16 protein-coding genes are annotated in these 16941 nt (G+C 67.8%); 6 read left to right on the plus strand and 10 right to left on the minus strand.

The features are described from left to right. Positions 1 to 129: 129 nt before the first annotated feature. Positions 130 to 312 (minus strand): type II toxin-antitoxin system HicA family toxin, encoded by a 183-nt coding sequence (locus CFB52_RS26790; protein WP_081059224.1) that lies wholly within the window; start codon positions 310 to 312, stop codon positions 130 to 132. 280 nt (positions 313 to 592) lie between these two features. Between CFB52_RS26790 and CFB52_RS26795 the strand changes: the two genes are divergently transcribed. Continuing rightward, positions 593 to 856 carry a hypothetical protein gene (locus tag CFB52_RS26795; protein WP_099317957.1) on the plus strand — a complete coding sequence of 88 codons (264 nt, stop codon included), beginning with the start codon at positions 593 to 595 and terminating at the stop codon, positions 854 to 856. An 84-nt stretch (positions 857 to 940) separates the two neighbouring features. Here the strand turns inward: CFB52_RS26795 and CFB52_RS26800 are convergent, their stop codons facing one another. Then, positions 941 to 1735, minus strand: a complete 795-nt coding sequence (locus tag CFB52_RS26800) for an AraC family transcriptional regulator (protein ID WP_059582127.1) — start codon at positions 1733 to 1735, stop codon at positions 941 to 943. Positions 1736 to 2311: 576 nt separating this feature from the next. Here CFB52_RS26800 and CFB52_RS26810 point away from each other — a divergent pair. Then, entirely contained in the window at positions 2312 to 3490 is a 1179-nt protein-coding gene (locus CFB52_RS26810) for a branched-chain amino acid ABC transporter substrate-binding protein (protein WP_059582124.1), read from the plus strand. 317 nt (positions 3491 to 3807) lie between these two features. Beyond that, positions 3808 to 5118, plus strand: a complete 1311-nt coding sequence (locus CFB52_RS26815; protein ID WP_059582122.1) for an MFS transporter — start codon at positions 3808 to 3810, stop codon at positions 5116 to 5118. A gap of 113 nt (positions 5119 to 5231) precedes the next feature. Here CFB52_RS26815 and CFB52_RS26820 read toward each other — a convergent pair whose 3' ends face one another. The 4 genes from CFB52_RS26820 to garD form a co-directional block, all read right to left on the minus strand. Beyond that, positions 5232 to 5669 carry a DoxX family protein gene (locus tag CFB52_RS26820; protein ID WP_059582218.1) on the minus strand — a complete coding sequence of 146 codons (438 nt, stop codon included), beginning with the start codon at positions 5667 to 5669 and terminating at the stop codon, positions 5232 to 5234. A 188-nt stretch (positions 5670 to 5857) separates the two neighbouring features. Continuing rightward, complete coding sequence (locus CFB52_RS26825) at positions 5858 to 6313, minus strand: RbsD/FucU family protein (RefSeq protein ID WP_099317958.1); 456 nt, start codon at positions 6311 to 6313, stop codon at positions 5858 to 5860. A gap of 78 nt (positions 6314 to 6391) precedes the next feature. Beyond that, a complete protein-coding gene (locus CFB52_RS26830; protein ID WP_059582116.1) occupies positions 6392 to 6784 on the minus strand; it encodes a nuclear transport factor 2 family protein in 393 nt (130 codons plus the stop codon). A 182-nt stretch (positions 6785 to 6966) separates the two neighbouring features. Beyond that, entirely contained in the window at positions 6967 to 8520 is a 1554-nt protein-coding gene (garD, locus tag CFB52_RS26835) for a galactarate dehydratase (protein ID WP_089465815.1), read from the minus strand. Positions 8521 to 8748: 228 nt separating this feature from the next. Between garD and kdgD the strand changes: the two genes are divergently transcribed. Beyond that, on the plus strand, positions 8749 to 9663 hold the full coding sequence (gene kdgD, locus CFB52_RS26840) for a 5-dehydro-4-deoxyglucarate dehydratase (protein ID WP_099317959.1): 915 nt from the start codon (positions 8749 to 8751) through the stop codon (positions 9661 to 9663). 116 nt (positions 9664 to 9779) lie between these two features. Here the strand turns inward: kdgD and CFB52_RS26845 are convergent, their stop codons facing one another. Both CFB52_RS26845 and CFB52_RS26850 read right to left on the minus strand, forming a co-directional pair. Beyond that, a complete protein-coding gene (locus CFB52_RS26845; RefSeq protein WP_059582110.1) occupies positions 9780 to 10334 on the minus strand; it encodes a hypothetical protein in 555 nt (184 codons plus the stop codon). A 191-nt stretch (positions 10335 to 10525) separates the two neighbouring features. Further along, positions 10526 to 12103, minus strand: a complete 1578-nt coding sequence (locus tag CFB52_RS26850) for an aldehyde dehydrogenase (NADP(+)) (protein ID WP_099317960.1) — start codon at positions 12101 to 12103, stop codon at positions 10526 to 10528. A 248-nt stretch (positions 12104 to 12351) separates the two neighbouring features. Here CFB52_RS26850 and CFB52_RS26855 point away from each other — a divergent pair, with 248 nt between their 5' ends. After that, positions 12352 to 13743, plus strand: a complete 1392-nt coding sequence (locus tag CFB52_RS26855; protein WP_099317961.1) for an MFS transporter — start codon at positions 12352 to 12354, stop codon at positions 13741 to 13743. Between the two features lie 63 nt (positions 13744 to 13806). Here CFB52_RS26855 and CFB52_RS26860 read toward each other — a convergent pair whose 3' ends face one another. Beyond that, entirely contained in the window at positions 13807 to 14532 is a 726-nt protein-coding gene (locus tag CFB52_RS26860) for a site-2 protease family protein (RefSeq protein ID WP_099317962.1), read from the minus strand. Further along, positions 14529 to 15482 (minus strand): DUF2167 domain-containing protein, encoded by a 954-nt coding sequence (locus CFB52_RS26865; RefSeq protein WP_060309876.1) that lies wholly within the window; start codon positions 15480 to 15482, stop codon positions 14529 to 14531. The genes CFB52_RS26860 and CFB52_RS26865 overlap by 4 nt, the downstream gene beginning before the upstream one ends. A gap of 264 nt (positions 15483 to 15746) precedes the next feature. Between CFB52_RS26865 and CFB52_RS26870 the strand changes: the two genes are divergently transcribed. Next, the gene (locus CFB52_RS26870) at positions 15747 to 16595 is read left to right on the plus strand and encodes a helix-turn-helix domain-containing protein (protein ID WP_060968302.1); all 849 of its coding nucleotides are present in this window, start codon (positions 15747 to 15749) and stop codon (positions 16593 to 16595) included. The last annotated feature ends 346 nt before the right edge of the window (positions 16596 to 16941 follow it).

Raw genomic sequence — 16941 nt, forward strand, 5'->3', positions numbered from 1 at the left:
TGGTAGCACTAGCTTCTCTTATGTACCGCTTATTGACATTCGTCTTATGTGAAGCGACCTTGGTTGCATCAATTTTAAAAGTACTGCTTCCTTCCCCTGCATCCTGTTGGGTCGGTAAAAAACCGCCGGTCACTTCAGACCAGCGGTTTTCAGGATGCTCTTTGTTGTCCCCATTGGCAGGTCCTTGTTCGGGTGTGGAACCGTCGCAAGCCCCGGCTTCGTGGGGTGTTTGAAGTGGTGGTGGCTGCCTTTCGTTCTTACCAAAAACCAGCCGTCCTCTTCCAGCATCCGGATAAGCTCTGTTGAACTCATGGCTCCTCCGCTGTGCTTGTGTGTAATTGTACACACGGACAAGGAGGGCACAAGTATTTTTGTGTAGTTGTGTGTATAGCGACAGGCCGTCGCGTGGGCGGGGTGTTCAAGGCGCGGAAACGCCGGGAGGCGGCCTCTGAGGATGACCCTGAGTTACACCCCGTAACCCGTACCGCAGTGCAGCATCGCGCTGCTTGCCCCGATTTTAAGAATCGCTTAAGTCTTCGACGGCACCATCCGCAGCCAGTACCCGATGGTTATCTCGAAAAGGAGGAAAGCGATGAGCACCGTAGAAGCACCCGCGGGCCGCCCGGCCGCGCCCCCTGCAAAGAAGACGATGCTGCGCCGCCTGCTCAGTCATCACGAAATCGCGACGCTGCTCGTGCTGCTGCACGCACCGATCGGCGCGAACGCCAAACCCGAATTGCCCGCGCTGCAGGAAGCCGGCCTCGTCGAAATGGTCAAGCTCGACCCCGATACGGCCCCGAGCTTCCGCCTGACCGAAGACGGCACGGCCGTCCTGAAAGGGCTCGGCTACCGCTGAGCCGCCGGCTTCAGCCTCTCCCGCTTCCCCGCCTTACCGCCTCACCCGATCCCCGCGACGCGCCGGCCACGCCGGCGAGTGGCGTCACCCCGCCCGCTCCTGCAGCATCAACCGGTATTCCGTCGGCGTCACGCCGACCGTCGCCTTGAACTGGCGCGTGAACGCGCTGTGATCCGTGTAGCCGCATAGCGCGGCGACGTCGGTCACCTTGTCGTGCGTGACGAGCAGCGCGGTGGCCGCGTCGAGCCGCGTCTTCAGCAGCACCTGGCGCGGCGTCAGATGGAACACCTTGTGGAAGTAGCGTTCGAGCTGCGCGACCGACATCCCGGCCATCTGCGCGAGTTGCTTCAGGTTCAGCGGCTGCACGTAGTGATCCTGGATGTGCTGGACCACGTCGGCGAGCCGGCTGTACGCCGGGTGCGATCCCTCGTGCGCCTTCAGGTCGCGCGAGATGCCCGCGAGGCCGACCACCCGGCCCGCGGCGTCGCGCAGCGGCTCCTTGCAGGTCAGGCACCAGCCCGGCTGACGGCCCGGATACAGGTGCAGCTCCAGCTGGTCCATCAACTGCTGGCCGGCATTGATCGTCGCCATGTCCTGCTCGAAATAGCTGCGGCCGAAGCGGCGCGGAAACACCTCGTCGGCCGTCTTGCCGAGCAGGTCGCGCTTGTCCTTGTAGCCGCAGCGCATCGCCAGCGTGCGGTTGACGAGCGCGTAGCGGCCGCTCGCGTCCTTCACGAAGAACGCGACGTCCGGCAGCGCATCGAACACCGGTTCGAGCAGACGGAAATGCGCGAGCATCGCGCCGAAATCGGCGTTGTCGGGCGGGTCGCGCAACGTGTCGGACAGGCTCATGGGCGGTACGGCAGGCAAGGTCGTCATCCCGGCAACCGCGAAGCGAGTGGCAGATGGCGTCGATTATAGGAGCGCCCCTTCGATCGCGTCGCATCGAACGCGGGGCGGGCAAGACGGTGGCCGGCGGCATCGCGCGCCCCGACAGGTTCGGTCGAAGGGACAACGCTGGTTGCGCACGCAACCAATGCGCCCGGCGTGCGGGCCGGCGACCGTTCCGCCTTCGCCGCAGCCGGCGCAGCGCATCGACACGCCGGCGCCACGCACCGGATCCGTCATCCTAAAAATGCCGGCGACCCGCGTCTTGGCGGGTTTGCGCATTCGCCATGACGATTTCGGCATATATCAGGGTAATCGACGATATGCCGATATCGTCGCCGGCCACGCATCGAACGCGCAAGACGCCCGTATTTTCGTTACCTAGACTTCGCTTCACGGTCACGAGACGACCTCCCGCCGCTGCCGCAATCGGCATGCACGCTCGCCGCATCCACGGTCGCGCACGCCGATTCCGGCACAGCCTGCGCAGCAGGCGGCACGCCTGCATGGCCTGCGCATCGGCTTGCGGACCGAACCGTCTCGCCCGGTTTACCGGCGCCGGCCCGCATGCCGGCGGCGGCCCAACCACGCCATCAAGGGGAAGTGAAAGTGAAGCTGAAGGTATCGCACGTCGCGCTGGCCGCTGCCTGCGCACTGTCGGGCGCGCACGCCGTCGCCGCCGACGTCGTCAAGATCGGTTTCGCCGCGCCGCTGACCGGCCCGCAGTCGAATTACGGCACGGACATGCAGAAGGGCGTGCAACTCGCGATCGCCGATTTCAACGCGACGCATCCGACGATCGGCGGCAAGCCCGTCACGTTCCAGCTCGACTCGCAGGACGACCAGGCCGACCCGCGCACCGGCACGACCGTCGCGCAGCGGCTGATCGACGGCAACGTCCGCGGGATCATCGGCCACTTCAACTCCGGCACGAGCATTCCCGCGTCCGACCTGTACGATCGCGCGGGGCTGCCGCAGATCTCGATGGCGACGTCGCCGCAATACACGGCGCGCGGCTACAAGACGACCTACCGGCTGCTGACGAGCGACGCGCAGGCCGGCCGCATCGTCGGCACGTACGCGGTGAAGACGCTGCGCTTCAAGCGCATCGCGATCATCGACGACCGCACGGCCTACGGCCAGGGCATCGCCGACGAATTCGCGAAGGCCGTGGAAGCGGCGGGCGGCACGATCGTCAAGCGCGACTTCACGAACGACAAGGCGCTCGATTTCTCGGCGATCCTGACCAACCTGAAGGGCGTGAATCCGGACGCGGTGTTCTACGGCGGCGGCGACGCGCAATCGTCGCCGATGATCCGCAAGATGCGCCAGCTCGGGATGAAGTCGGCGTTCGTGACGGGCGAGATGTCGCGCTCGCCGACGTTCCTGAAGGTCGGCGGCGACGCGGCCGAAGGGGCGATCGTCTACATGGGCGGGCTGCCGAAGGAAAAGATGCCGGGCTTCTCCGGCTACGCGGCACGCTACAAGGCGCGGTTCAACGAAGACGTGATCACGTACTCGCCGTACTCGTACGACGGCACGATCGCGCTGCTCACCGCGATGAGGGACGCGAATTCGACCGATCCGAAGGTGTACACGCCGTATCTCGGCAAGGTGTCGATCAAGGGCGTGTCGGCGCCCAGCATCGCGTACGACGCGAAGGGCGACCTGAAGGATGCGCCGGTGACGATCTACAAGGTCGAGCGCGGCGCGTTCAAGCCGGTCGATACGATCGCCGGCAACTGACCAGCGAGGCCCTGCCCCGCGCGGCGCGCCAGCGGCTCACCGGCCGCCCGCGCCGCGCGCGCTTCGGCTGCATGGTCCGAAGCCGTTCCCGGCGCGCGCCCGCGCGCAGGCATTTCGCGCTCCTGTAGAATCCCCCCACCCGCTTTGACGCTTCGTCCGCGCCGCGCCCCATCCTGGTGCGGCGGCACGTGTTTCGCGCCTCACCCGGCGCGCGGCACGCCTCGACGACGCAAGCCGCGCCTTGCCAGTCCATGCCGAAAAGCGGGCCCTGGAGACGCAGCACCGACAACTACATTCGAAAACCGATCGTCCTGACCATGCAAGCTTCCGAATTGAGCGGCGTGCCTCGCGCCGCCGAACGCGCGCTCACGCGCAGCGACTACAAGACCCTTGGCCTTGCCGCACTCGGCGGCGCCCTCGAGTTCTACGACTTCATCATCTTCGTGTTCTTCGCGCCGGCGATAGGACAACTCTTCTTCCCGCACGACATTCCCGACTGGCTGCGCCAGTTGCAGACGTTCGGCATCTTCGCGGCCGGCTATCTCGCGCGCCCGCTCGGCGGCGTGATCATGGCGCACTTCGGCGACCTGTTCGGCCGCAAGCGCATGTTTACGCTGAGCGTGCTGATGATGTCGGTGCCGACGCTGCTGATGGGCCTGCTGCCGACCTACGACACGATCGGCATCCTCGCGCCGGTGTTGCTGCTGCTGTTCCGCGTGCTGCAAGGCGCGGCGGTGGGCGGCGAAGTGCCGGGCGCGTGGGTGTTCGTGTCCGAGCACGTGCCGTCGCGCCATATCGGCTATGCGTGCGGCACGCTGACCGCGGGCCTCACGGCCGGCATCCTGCTCGGCTCGCTCGTCGCGGCCGGCATCAACAGCCGCTACTCCGCGGCGGAAGTCGGCGCGTTCGCGTGGCGGATCCCGTTCCTGCTCGGCGGCGTGTTCGGGCTGTTCTCCGTGTACCTGCGCCGCTGGCTGCATGAAACGCCGGTGTTCGCCGAGATGAAGGCGAAGAAGGCGCTCGCGGCCGAGATTCCGCTGAAGGCGGTGCTGCGCGACCACGGCCGCGCGGTGATCGTGTCGATGCTGCTCACGTGGATGCTGTCGGCCGCGATCGTCGTCGTGATCCTGATGACGCCCGCGCTGCTGCAAAAGCAGTTCCACCTGTCGCCCGCGACGACGCTGTTCGCGAACAGCGTCGCGACGCTGTGCCTGACGGCCGGCTGCATCACCGCCGGCTCGCTCGCGGGCTGGATCGGCGCGAAGCGCGTGCTCGCGATCGGCGGCATCGGGCTGGCCGCGTGCTATTACCTGCTGTTCGCGCAGGTCGCGGCCGATGCGTCGACGCTGCCGCTCTACTACGGGATCGCGGGCTTCATGGTCGGCACGATCGGCGCGGTGCCGTTCGTGATGGTCAAGAGCTTCCCGGCCGTCGTGCGCTTCTCGGGCATCTCGTTCTCGTACAACGTCGCGTATGCGATCTTCGGCGGCCTCACGCCGGTGATCGTGTCGCTGATGATGAAGTCCAATCCGCTCGCACCGGTCGTGTACGTCGCGGCGATCTGCGTGCTCGGCGCGATCGCGGTGCAATTCTCGAAGGATGCGAAGGACGTGAAGGACGCACGCTGAACGTCGGCGCGCATGCGCCGGCCGGATGAACGAAGGGCCGAATCCCGCGGCGTGCGGGATTCGGCCCTTTTGATTTGCGTCGGCGCAGCGGCGACGGCGCAGGCGTGCTCAGTTCAACGCAGCACGCCGTACGACGAACTCGGCCGACGCAGCGCGTCGATGCTCGCGCCGCCGGCGCCGGTGACGAACAGCAGCAGGAAACCGCCCGCGATCGCGACGTTCTTCCAGAAGTGAATCACCATGTCGTGCTGGACGGCGGCGCTCGTCGCGTCCCAGAAATTGTGCCCGACCATCGCGGTCGCGATCGTGTAGACCGCCATCAGCAACGCGAGCGGCCGTACCTTGTAGCCGACGATCAGCAGCAGACCGCCCAGCCCCTCGATCGCGACGACGATCGGCGCGACGACCTGTTGATAAGGCACGTTCATCCCGTGCAGATACGCGACGAAGTCGCTGTAGCCGAGCAGCTTCATGATGCCGCCCCACAAGAACAACGCCGCCAGCGCCAGGCGCGCGAAAAAAATGACGCCGGAATCGACGGTACGCGTCATGCCTTTCTCCTCGTATGCAATTCGGCCGTCCGCGCCGGGCGCGCCCGGGCGGTTCGGCGCCGCGCGGCCCGGCAGGGCGCGCGGCAAATGGGCCAGCATAGAGGGTCTTTTCGCGGTGTCCAAGAGCTTGTAGCAAATCTTTACAACGCGGCGACCGCGCCGGCAGCCCGGCGCGCTGAAAAACGCGTTTAGCCCGCGTCGCTCAACAACACGCCTTTCTTGAAGATGAAGCAGCCGTAGCCGCGCGTTTCGCCGGTGACGATCACCGCGTACGCCTGCTGCGCGCGCTCGTAGAACGCGAAACGTTCGACGCCGGCAAGCGGCACCGCGCCCCCTTCCGCGCGGTCGATCTCGGCCTGCACTTCGCGCTGCACGGGCGGCACCGCGGCCGCGTCGCCGACGACTTCCATCCGCCATGCGGGCGTGTCGACGAACGTATCGAGCGGCAGCACCGACAGCACGGCGCGCACGACGCGCGCCGAATCGGCGCCGTCGATGCGCAGCGCGCGGCCGACCACCGTGTGCTCCGCGACGGATTCCGCCGGAAAATTCGCATCGCAGATCGCGATTTCGTCACCGTGGCCCATCGCGCGCAGCGTGTGCAGGATGTCGGCGTGCAGCAGCGGGTCGAGATTCTTCAGCATGTCGGTTGTCTCCGGGATCAGGAACGAATCGCATAACGTTACCCGATCCCGGCGGCCGCTGCGCATGTGCCGTTCGCGTCACGCCGCCGCGGCGGGCATTTCGTCGATGAAACCCGTGACCGAAGCGAGGCGGCCCGATGCGTCGACGGTGCCGAAGTCCGAGCCCTTCACGATCGCCGCGCCGTCGGGCGACACGAGCGCCCACGAGAACCGCAGGTGCTGGCCGAACGCGTCGACGTCGGTCGTGCGGCGGAAGCGGTACGCGGGGAAGCGTTGCTGCACGGCGGCGATCATCGTGTCGATGCCCGCGTGGCCGTCGCCCGCCATCAGCGGATCGCGATAGGCCGCGTCGCTCGCATACGTCGCGTCGATCAGCGCACGACGGCGTGCGCCGTCGGGTTCGTTCCACGCGGCGAAGTAGCGGTCGATCAGGTCGGCGTGCACGGACGATGCGGATTGAGCGGTGTTCATGGCGAGACTCCTTGTGTCGGTGGACGATATCGCGAACGTTTCGTGTCCGCGTGCCGCCATCGTCGCCGGTCTCGCGCGGGCGGTCGATTACGCAGGAGGTAAGGGAAATCGCGCGTGCGCCATCCCGAAAGAAAACGGGCGCACGAAGGCGCCCGCATTGCGTACCGTCGCTGCCGCGCGCGTCAGGTCACCGGCGCCGGATTGAACAGCGTCAGCGCATTCGCGAGCTTCCATTGCTCGGCCCACGTGCGGCGCTTGCCGCTCGCGACGTCGAGCATCAGCCGGAACAGTTCCCAGCCCATGTCCTCGATCGTCGCCGTGCCGGTCGCGATCCGCCCCGCATCGAGATCCATCAGGTCGTGCCAGCGGCGCGCGAGATCGCTGCGCGTCGCCACCTTGATCACCGGCACCTGCGCGAGGCCGTACGGCGTGCCGCGGCCGGTCGTGAAGATGTGCAGGTTCATCCCCGCCGCGAGCTGCAGCGTGCCGCAGATGAAGTCGCTCGCGGGCGTCGCCGCATACAGCAGCCCCTTCTGCCGTGCACGATCGCCGGGGCGCACGACGCCGGCGATCGGCGCGCTGCCCGACTTCACGATCGATCCCATCGCCTTCTCGACGATGTTCGACAGGCCGCCCTTCTTGTTGCCCGGCGTCGTGTTCGCGCTGCGGTCGACACGGCCGCGCGCCAGATAGCGGTCGTACCAGTCCATCTCGCGAATGATCTCGCGGGCGACCGTCTCGTTCGCCGCGCGCGACGTGAGCTGCGCGACACCGTCGCGCACTTCGGTCACTTCCGAGAACATGATCGTCGCACCCGCGCGCACGAGCAGGTCGGCCGCGAAGCCGACCGCCGGGTTCGCGGTGAGCCCCGAGAACGCGTCGCTGCCGCCGCACTGCACGCCGACGACGAGATCCGACGCGGGGCACGTCTCGCGGCGGCGGCGGTTGAGCCGCTCGAGATGCGATTCGGCCATCTTCATGATCGAGTCGATCATCGAGTTGAAGCCGACGTGCGCGGCGTCCTGCAGGCAGACGACGCCGCCGTTGTCGCTCGCGCCGTCGGCGGCCACCGGAATCGCGCCCGGCGGCAGCAGGCGCTCGGGCTGCAGCTTCTCGCAGCCGAGGCTCACCGTCATCACCTCGCCGCCGAAGTTCGGGTTCAGGCTGATGTTGCGCAGCGTGCGGATCGGGATGTCGGCGTCGGGCGCATCGATCGCGACGCCGCAGCCGTACGTATGCTCGAGCCCAACCACGTCGTCGACGTTCGGGTAGCGCGGCAGCAGTTCGTCCTTGATCCGCTTCACCGCGTGCTCGACGACGCCCGACACGCACTGCACGGTCGTCGTGATCGCGAGGATGTTGCGCGTGCCGACCGAGCCGTCGGCATTGCGGAAACCCTCGAACGTATAGCCGTCGAGCGGCTCGAGCGGCGGCGCGGCGCGCGTGGCGAGCGGCAGGTCGTCGAGCCCCGGCGGCTCGGGCATGCGCATCGTGCGCTCGTTGACCCAGCTGCCGCGCCGCAGGTCGGCCAGTGCATAGCCGATCACCACGTTGTAGCGAATGACCGGGTCGCCGGCCGCGAGGTCGACGAGCGCGACCTTGTGACCCTGCGGCACGCCTTCGCGCAGCGTCAGCCCGTCGGCGAACGTCGCGCCTTCGGGCAAACCGCCGTCGTTGACGACGATCGCGACGTTGTCGTCCGCATGCACGCGGATGTAGAGAGGGGAAGCAGTCATCGGAATTCCTGGAAGCAGTCTGCGATATCGTTAGTCATCATATGACATTCAACCGCATTCCACGATGCTGCGTAAACCCTTATCCGGAAAGACCCTACTCTTTGCCAGTCAGCAAACCGCTTGCGCCGCGCTTTCTTGCGTTGTACGATGACATACAACGACATCGCCACTTCGGCTCGTATGCCGTTCCCGACGAACCAGCACTCGCGCTAGACGGACGACCCAACCATGACTTCACCGCAAGAACTCAAACAGATCATCTCCCACGGCCTGCTGTCGTTTCCGCTGACGGATTTCGACGCCGACGGCAGCTTCCGTCCGTCCACCTATGCCGAGCGTCTCGAATGGCTGGCGCCGTATGGCGCGAGCGCGCTGTTCGCGGCCGGCGGCACCGGCGAATTCTTCTCGCTCACGCAGCGCGAGTACTCGGACGTGATCCGCGTCGCGACGGAAACCTGCAAGGGCAAGGTGCCGATCCTCGCCGGTGCGGGCGGCGCGACGCGCGTCGCGATCGAATATGCGCAGGAAGCCGAGCGCCTCGGCGCGAGCGGCGTGCTGCTGATGCCGCACTACCTGACCGAAGCCAGCCAGGAAGGGATCGCCGAGCACGTCGAGCAGGTCTGCCGCGCGCTGAAGATCGGCGTGGTGGTGTACAACCGCGCGAATTCGAAGCTGAATGCGGACATGCTCGAGCGCCTCGCCGACCGTTGCCCGAACCTGATCGGCTTCAAGGACGGCGTCGGCGAAATCGAGAGCATGGTCACCATCCGCCGCCGCCTCGGCGATCGTTTCGCGTACCTCGGCGGCCTGCCGACGGCCGAAGTCTATGCGGCCGCGTACAAGGCGCTCGGCGTGCCGGTGTACTCGTCGGCGGTGTTCAACTTCATCCCGAAGACGGCGATGGCTTTCTACGAAGCGATCGCGAAGGACGACCACGCAACGGTCGGCCGCCTGATCGACGAGTTCTTCCTGCCGTACCTGAAGATCCGCAATCGCCGCGCAGGCTACGCGGTCAGCATCGTGAAGGCCGGCGCGAAGCTCGTCGGCCACGACGCGGGCCCGGTGCGCGCACCGCTCGTCGACCTGACCGACGAAGAGGCGGCCGAGCTCGACGTGCTGATCAAGAAGATGGGCCCGCAGTAAGCGGGGTTCGCCGGCGGCGCGGGCCCTTCATCGGCACGGCGCGCCGGCTCCCCCGCTGATCCGTATCCGTATCACGCGATGGCCGCGCGGCTCGACGAGCCGGCGCGGCCATTCCATTACATCTGCGCGATCGCGCCGATGATCCGCTGGCGCACGCCGGCGAGCGTGCGCTGCGTCTCGTCGATCCCCTTGCGCGCGGCAACCGGCCGGCCGCGCGCCGGCGACTCGGCGCCCACGATCTGTTCCAGCACGTCGCGGTCGACGACCGCATCGAAGAATCGCCCGACCGTGAACATCGCGTACTGCTTCGCGGTGGCGAGATGCGTGTTGGCCTGCGTGAGCGCGTCGGCGCGCTGCGCGCCGTTCGGCCCGTCGATGCTGCGGCGGTGCTTCAGCGCGAACACCACCGCCTCCATGTCGTACCTGAAACGCTCGACGGCCCTGCCGAAGATCAACGAATGCGGATCGGAACCCGCGACGGGCCGCCCCTGGTTGATCGTCACGTCGAATTCGCTGCCGCCCAGTTCGCGCTGCAGCGCGAACAGCGCGTCGGCCAGCACGCGCCCTTCGCTGTATTCGCCGATCTGGGTACGGACCGATTTCGCGACGTCGCCGATCGCTTTCCACAACCCGGCCGCGAACAGGTGGTCGCCACGCTTGCTGATATTCATCGGATGGTTCCTCGTTGGTCTTGTGATCTCTCAGGCTCGCCCGCGGGCCGGACGGCCCGGGGCTTCGCTACTGTAGGAGAATTGCCGGCGACAGGAAAGCCACCCCGAAAAAAAGCGGAGACGGCCACCGGCCGCCTCCGCTTTCGTCCATCCGGCAAGCAGCCCGGCGTTCCCGCCGGGCCGCCGCCACGTCACTCCGCCTTGCCGTCCCGCAGCCGCGGAATCGCGAGCGGATTGCCTTCCTGCAGCGCTTCGGGCAGCAGGTCGTCCGGGAAATCCTGATAGCACACGGGCCGCAGGAAACGCTCGATCGCGGTCGCGCCGACCGACGTGACGGCCGGGTTCGACGTCGCGGGGAACGGCCCGCCGTGCACCATCGCGTCGCACACCTCGACGCCGGTCGGGTAGCCGTTGACCAGCAGGCGCCCGGCCTTGCGTTCGAGGATCGGCAGCAGCCGGCGCGCGAGCGGCTTGTCGTCGGCGTCGACTTGCAGCGTGGCCGTCAACTGGCCTTCGAGCGCGTCGAGCACGCGCGCGACTTCGTCGAGATCGCGGCAGCGCACGATCAGCGACGCCGGCCCGAACACTTCGTGGCCGAACGCCGGCTCGGCCAGGAACGCCTGCGCGCCGACTTCGTACAGCGCGCCGCCGGCCTGGCAGTGACTCTGCGCGGCCTCGCCCGCGCCGATTTCGCGCACGCCCGGCAGTTCGGCCAGCTTGCCGCGCCCGTTGCGGTACGCATCGGCGATGCCCGGCGTGAGCATCACGCCGGCCGGCTTCTTCGCGAGCGCCTGCGCGGCGGCCGTCTCGAAGCGGTCGAGATCGGGGCCGTCGATCGCGAGCACGAGGCCCGGATTGGTGCAGAACTGGCCGACGCCGAGCGTCAGCGAATCGACGAAGCCCGTCGCGATCGCGTCGCCGCGCGCGGCCAGCGCGGCCGGGAACAGCACGACGGGGTTGATGCTGCTCATTTCCGCATAGACCGGAATCGGCTGCGGACGCGCGTTCGCAAGCTGCACGAGCGCCATCCCGCCCTGCCGCGAACCGGTGAAACCGACGGCCTGGATCGCCGGATGGCTGACCAGCGCCGCGCCGGTCACGCGGCCGGGGCCGATCAGCAGCGAGAACACGCCGGCCGGCATGCCGGTTTTCTCGACGGCGGCGCGGATCGCGCGGCCGACCAGCTCGGACGTGCCGAGATGCGCTTCATGGGCTTTCACGATCACCGGGCAGCCGGCCGCGAGCGCCGACGCGGTGTCGCCACCGGCCACCGAGAACGCGAGCGGGAAATTGCTCGCGCCGAACACGGCGACGGGCCCCAGCGCGACCTTCTGCAGGCGCAGGTCGGAGCGCGGCAGCGGCGTGCGCGCGGGCTGCGCGGGGTCGATCGACGCGGCAAGGAAGCGCCCGTCGCGCACGACGCGTGCGAACAGCCGAAGCTGGCCGACGGTGCGGCCTCGCTCGCCCTGCAGCCGCGCGACGGGCAGCCCCGTTTCGGCGTGCGCGCGCTCGATCAGCGCGTCGCCGAGCGCGACGATTTCATCGGCGATCGCTTCGAGAAACGCCGCGCGGGCCGCGAGCGGCTGCGTGCGGTACGCATCGAACGCGTCGCGTGCGAGCTCGCACGCGCGGTCGACGTCGGCCTGCGTCGCGACGCCGAACGCCGGGGCCTCGATCGGCGCGCCCTTCGTCGGATCGAACGCGTGCAAGGTGCCGGCCGAGCCGGCCACCGCTTCGGCGCCGATCAGCATCTCTCCTGTCAGTTGCATGGGGTGTGCTCCGTGGTTCGGGAATGGATAGCGCATTGTAGCGCAACAGATACGATGTCTGCCGACATCATGACATCGTTCGCGCCGCCTGCGAAGGCGCCGACGATACACTCCGTCGGCCTTGTCCGGCCAGCGAATCACGACTTTCCCACACTGTGACGAGGCCTTCAAAGGGAAAACCCGAGGTTTCTGAATTCGGCCATCGTCAATAAACTTTCGGCCATGTCATACGACGACGTACATTTAAAGTGAACAATCAGACCTCCCCTCGCGAGCTTCCGCTCGATCTCGCGCGCACCGCGCGCCGGACCGCCGTGCGCTACTGGATCCTGGCGATGCTGTTCGTCGTCACGACGCTCAACTATGCGGACCGCGCGACGCTGTCGATCACCGGCACGCCGATCCGCAAGGCGTTCGGCATCGACCCGGTGACGATGGGCTACATCTTTTCGGCGTTCAGCTGGGCGTACGTGCTCGCGCAACTGCCGAGCGGCTGGCTGCTCGACCGCTTCGGCGCGCGGCGCGTGTATGCGGCGAGCATCTTCCTGTGGTCGGCGTTCACGCTGCTGCAGAGCACGATCGGCCTCGGCGGCAGCGCCGCGTTCGCGGTCACCGCGCTGTTCGCGATGCGCTTCGCGGTCGGTATCGCGGAGGCCCCCGCGTTTCCGGCGAACGCGAAGGTCGTCGCGAGCTGGTTCCCGACCGCCGAGCGCGGCACCGCGTCGGCGATCTTCAACGCCGCGCAGTACTTCGCGGCCGTGGTGTTCTCGCCGCTGATGGCCTGGCTCACGCATGCGTACGGCTGGCACCAGGTGTACCTGTGGCTCGGCGTGGCCGGCATCGCGCTCGCGTTCCTGTGGCTGCGCGTCGTGAAGGACCCGGCCGACCATCCGGCCGTGAACCGCGCGGAACTCGACCATATCGAGCAGGGCGGCGGGCTCGTGCGGTCGAGCGGCCAGCCCGCCGGCGCGCGCGGCGGCGGCGGCGCTTCCGAAGGCAGCCGCGTGGCGGGCTGGTACTACGTGCGCCAGTTGCTGTCGAACCGGATGCTGATCGGCGTGTACCTCGGCCAGTACTGCGTGAACGTGCTCACGTACTTCTTCCTCACGTGGTTCCCGATCTACCTCGTGCAGGCGCGCGGGATGTCGCTGCTGAAGGCCGGCTTCATGACGTCGCTGCCGGCGATCTGCGGGTTCCTCGGCGGCGTGCTCGGCGGGATGCTGTCGGATGCGCTGATCCGCCGCGGCGTCTCGCTGACGCTCGCGCGCAAGATCCCGATCGTCGGCGGGATGGCGCTGTCGATGGCGATCATCGGCTGCAACTACGTCGACAGCGAAGCGCTGGTGATCACGCTGATGGCCGTGTCGTTCTTCGGCAAGGGGATCGGCTCGCTCGGCTGGGCCGTCGTCGCGGATACCGCGCCGAAGGAAGCGATCGGCCTGTCGGGCAGCCTGTTCAACATGTTCGGCAACACGGCGGGCATCGTCGCGCCGATCGCGATCGGCTATCTCGTCGGCGCGAGCGGCTCGTTCAACGGCGCACTCGTGTTCGTCGGGCTGAACGCGCTCGTCACCGTGTTCAGCTATCTCGTGATCGTGAAGGACATCAAGCGCGTCGAACTGCGTCATCGCGACGCGTGAGGCTCGACCTCGGGAAAGAGGCGGCCGCGTAACAGCGGCCGCCGTTTTTGCATCGGATCGACGTCAGGTCGACGCGTGCACGACGCGCAGCATGTCGTGCACGCCGGACGTCATCAGCGCGAGGAACGCGACCAGGCCGACGTAGCAGAGCGCGTAGGTCGTCTTCGTCTCGATCGACGTCGCGTAGTACAAGCGGTTCTCCGGCGCGTCGGGATCGTAGCGCCACGCGCGCTTCAACTGCGGCAGCGCGAGGATCGCCATCACGATCAGCAGCGGGCTCGGCCGATACGCGAACAGCGCGATCAGTACCGGTACGCCCGCGAACCAGATGCGCGGCGACAGCACCGCGGTGATCCGCCCGCCGTCGAACGGCGACAGCGGAATCATGTTGAACAGATTGAGGAAGAAACCCGTGTACGACAGCGCGAGCAGCAGGTTGCTGTCGGTGTGGCGCGCGGCCGCGTAGCACGCCAGCGCGCCGAGCGTGCCGACGAACGGCCCGGCAAGGCCGACGTACGCTTCCGTTTCCGCGTCGTGCGGCATCGCCTTCAACTCGATCCACGCGCCGACGAACGGGATGAAGGTCGGCAGCCCGACGTCGAGCCCGCGCCGCTGCGCGGCGACGTAGTGGCCGGCTTCGTGCACCAGCAGCAACGCGACGAAACCGGCCGCGAAGCGCCAGCCGTAGAACAGCGCATAGACCGCGACCGACGCGAGCATCGTGCCGGCCGATACGAGCACCTTGCCGAGCTTCAGGCCGCCGAAGATCAGCAGCAGCAGCTTCGTCATTCCTTGCGCTCCGTGGCGGCCGCGTCGGATGCGTCGGCGACGGCCGGCATCGCGGCCGCCTTCGGCTTGCGCCCGAAGAAACGCTTGAGCGCCGCGCCGCCGGCCAGCAGCGCGACCGCGCCGATCTTGAAGAACTTCACCGCGAACGCGCCGATCAGCGCGAGCAGCCCGAGCTTCTTCGCGCCGACGCCGACGATCAGCGCCGCGAGCCCGTACTCGGCGACGTGGTCGGTCGACTGGTTGAAGTCGGCGTAACGCTTGCCGTCGTTGAAGCGGATGTTCGACAGCAGCGCGTCGGCCGATGCCTTGTACTTCGGCAGGTCGGCGAGCGTCGACGCCATCGTCAGCGACAGGTAGCCGTCGCGGCCGAGCACGAGCGTCCGGTAGTTCACGCCGTCGGTCCCCGCATTCGGCGCCGCGCCCTTGTCGCGGATGATCGCGGACCACACGAGCCGGTGCGTGGCCGCGTCGTACGCGGGCGCCTTCGCCCAGCCGACCACCTCGGTTTCGGGCAGGCCGCGCGCCTTGCGCGCCGGGTTGTTTTCCTCGGTGCCGGCCTGCAGGCTTTTCAGCAGCTCGTCGGGCTTCCAGTCCTTCGCGTCGTCGTCGCGGATGTAGCCGCTCGGCTCGAACGACACGACCGAGATCCAGTCGGCGTCCGGATCGTCGGGCAGCACGAGGCCGACCAGCTTCGATTCGTCGATCGCGTTGCCCATCGAGCGCAGGTAGCGGCCGGCTTCGGCGGCCGGCACGAACGACTCGCCGGCCTTCAGCTTCAGCACGGCTTCGTGTTTCACGTCGATGTCGGTCGGCCCCTTCACGACCGCTTCGTTGGCGGCCGCGGCGGCGGCCCTCATTTCGACCTGCGCGGCTTCGGTCTGCGCGTGGCCGCTGGTCGCGGCGAGGGCGAGCGTCGCCACGCAGGCGAGCCGGACGGCAAGTTTTTTCATTGTTGGATTCCCCTGGAATGCCTTGTTGTCGATGTGCGCGGCGTCCGGCCCTGGCATCGTGGCCGCGGGTCCGGCGCCGCCTCTCAGGTGGCACGGGGGCTATGGTAACGCAGCGGCGCGACGCGCCAGGGAGCGAAATGCGGGGCGGGAGGGAGGCCACGGTGACAGCCGGCGGAATCGACTCAAGCGGCGAAGCACGCCGGCCTGAAATGCTTACCTGCCGGGTAATGCCCGACGCGCGCAGGATTGCCTATCATCTCCACCATGAACTCGACCGCCGCCCTCCATTCGCTTCCCCCGTCCGCCGGCCGCGTATCCGGCATCGGCCCGCTGCTGCGCACGTGGCGTCAACGCAGGCGCTTGAGCCAGATGGCGCTCGCGCTGGAGGCGGACGTATCCGCTCGACACCTGAGCTTCGTCGAATCGGGCCGCGCGCAGCCGAGCCGCGAGATGGTGCTGCACCTCGCGGAGCGCCTCGACGTGCCGCTGCGCGAACGCAATGCGCTGCTCGTCGCGGCCGGCTATGCACCGCTGTTTCGCGAGCGGCCGTTCTCCGATCCGCAGCTCGATGCCGCGCGCCACGCGGTCGAAGCCGTGCTGCGCGGCCACGAGCCCTACCCCGCGCTTGCGGTGGATCGCCACTGGACGCTGCTCGCCGCGAACCGGATGCTCGGCGCGCTGGTCGCGCAGGCCGATCCGGCGCTGCTGCAGCCGCCCGTGAATGTGTTGCGGCTGAGCCTGCATCCCGACGGTCTCGCCGCGCGGATCGTCAACTGGCACGAATGGCGCGCGCATATCCTGCATCGGCTGCAGCGGCAGATCGACGCAAGCGGCGACCGCACGCTGCATGCGCTGCGCGACGAGCTCGCCGCGTATCCGGCGCCGGCCGGCCAGCCCGACGATTCGCACGCACGCACCGATTTCGCGGATATCGCCGTGCCGCTGCGGCTGCGCACGGCGAACGGCGAGCTGACCTTCTTCAGCACGACGACGGTGTTCGGCACGCCGGTCGACGTGACGCTGTCGGAACTCGCGATCGAGGCGTTCTTTCCGGCGAACCCGGAAACGGTGGACGCGATGCGGGCGCTGGCGGACGCGTTGCCGGCGCAGTGACGCGCCGACAACGCAGCGCGTCGCACGGATCCCGTCTTCATGTGGACGACCGGCAAGCGCAGGCCGGTGCCGCCGCCGGTGTGAGCACATGCATCAGGCAGCGTCGCCGCCTCCTCTTCCTCGCCAGCGAGCGCGTGATCGTCGGCAGCCCGGCTGCCCGGCGCCGGTGATCGCTCACTGCCTCATCACGCCCCCACTCGACGAGTGTCTGCCGAAGCATAGCGTTCAGCCGCCGCGGCAAACATGCGCACGACTCGAATCCATCAAAATGCGTCGTCGCGATCCGGACTTCGGATTCGCGAAGTTTTGACACAGCCGTGACGGAAACAAGCAAGTCGCCGTAATC

This window comes from Burkholderia sp. AU18528, assembly GCF_002223215.2.
In the GTDB taxonomy this organism is placed as follows: Bacteria; Pseudomonadota; Gammaproteobacteria; order Burkholderiales; family Burkholderiaceae; genus Burkholderia; species Burkholderia semiarida.

Coding starts and splice junctions, on each gene's coding strand:
- CFB52_RS26790 (WP_081059224.1), bottom strand. CDS start 312: ATGAGTTCAACAGAGCTTATCCGGATGCTGGAAGAGGACGGCTGGTTT.
- CFB52_RS26795 (WP_099317957.1), top strand. CDS start 593: ATGAGCACCGTAGAAGCACCCGCGGGCCGCCCGGCCGCGCCCCCTGCA.
- CFB52_RS26800 (WP_059582127.1), bottom strand. CDS start 1,735: ATGACGACCTTGCCTGCCGTACCGCCCATGAGCCTGTCCGACACGTTG.
- CFB52_RS26810 (WP_059582124.1), top strand. CDS start 2,312: ATGCCGGCGGCGGCCCAACCACGCCATCAAGGGGAAGTGAAAGTGAAG.
- CFB52_RS26815 (WP_059582122.1), top strand. CDS start 3,808: ATGCAAGCTTCCGAATTGAGCGGCGTGCCTCGCGCCGCCGAACGCGCG.
- CFB52_RS26820 (WP_059582218.1), bottom strand. CDS start 5,669: ATGACGCGTACCGTCGATTCCGGCGTCATTTTTTTCGCGCGCCTGGCG.
- CFB52_RS26825 (WP_099317958.1), bottom strand. CDS start 6,313: ATGCTGAAGAATCTCGACCCGCTGCTGCACGCCGACATCCTGCACACG.
- CFB52_RS26830 (WP_059582116.1), bottom strand. CDS start 6,784: ATGAACACCGCTCAATCCGCATCGTCCGTGCACGCCGACCTGATCGAC.
- garD (WP_089465815.1), bottom strand. CDS start 8,520: ATGACTGCTTCCCCTCTCTACATCCGCGTGCATGCGGACGACAACGTC.
- kdgD (WP_099317959.1), top strand. CDS start 8,749: ATGACTTCACCGCAAGAACTCAAACAGATCATCTCCCACGGCCTGCTG.
- CFB52_RS26845 (WP_059582110.1), bottom strand. CDS start 10,334: ATGAATATCAGCAAGCGTGGCGACCACCTGTTCGCGGCCGGGTTGTGG.
- CFB52_RS26850 (WP_099317960.1), bottom strand. CDS start 12,103: ATGCAACTGACAGGAGAGATGCTGATCGGCGCCGAAGCGGTGGCCGGC.
- CFB52_RS26860 (WP_099317962.1), bottom strand. CDS start 14,532: ATGACGAAGCTGCTGCTGCTGATCTTCGGCGGCCTGAAGCTCGGCAAG.
- CFB52_RS26865 (WP_060309876.1), bottom strand. CDS start 15,482: ATGAAAAAACTTGCCGTCCGGCTCGCCTGCGTGGCGACGCTCGCCCTC.
- CFB52_RS26870 (WP_060968302.1), top strand. CDS start 15,747: ATGAACTCGACCGCCGCCCTCCATTCGCTTCCCCCGTCCGCCGGCCGC.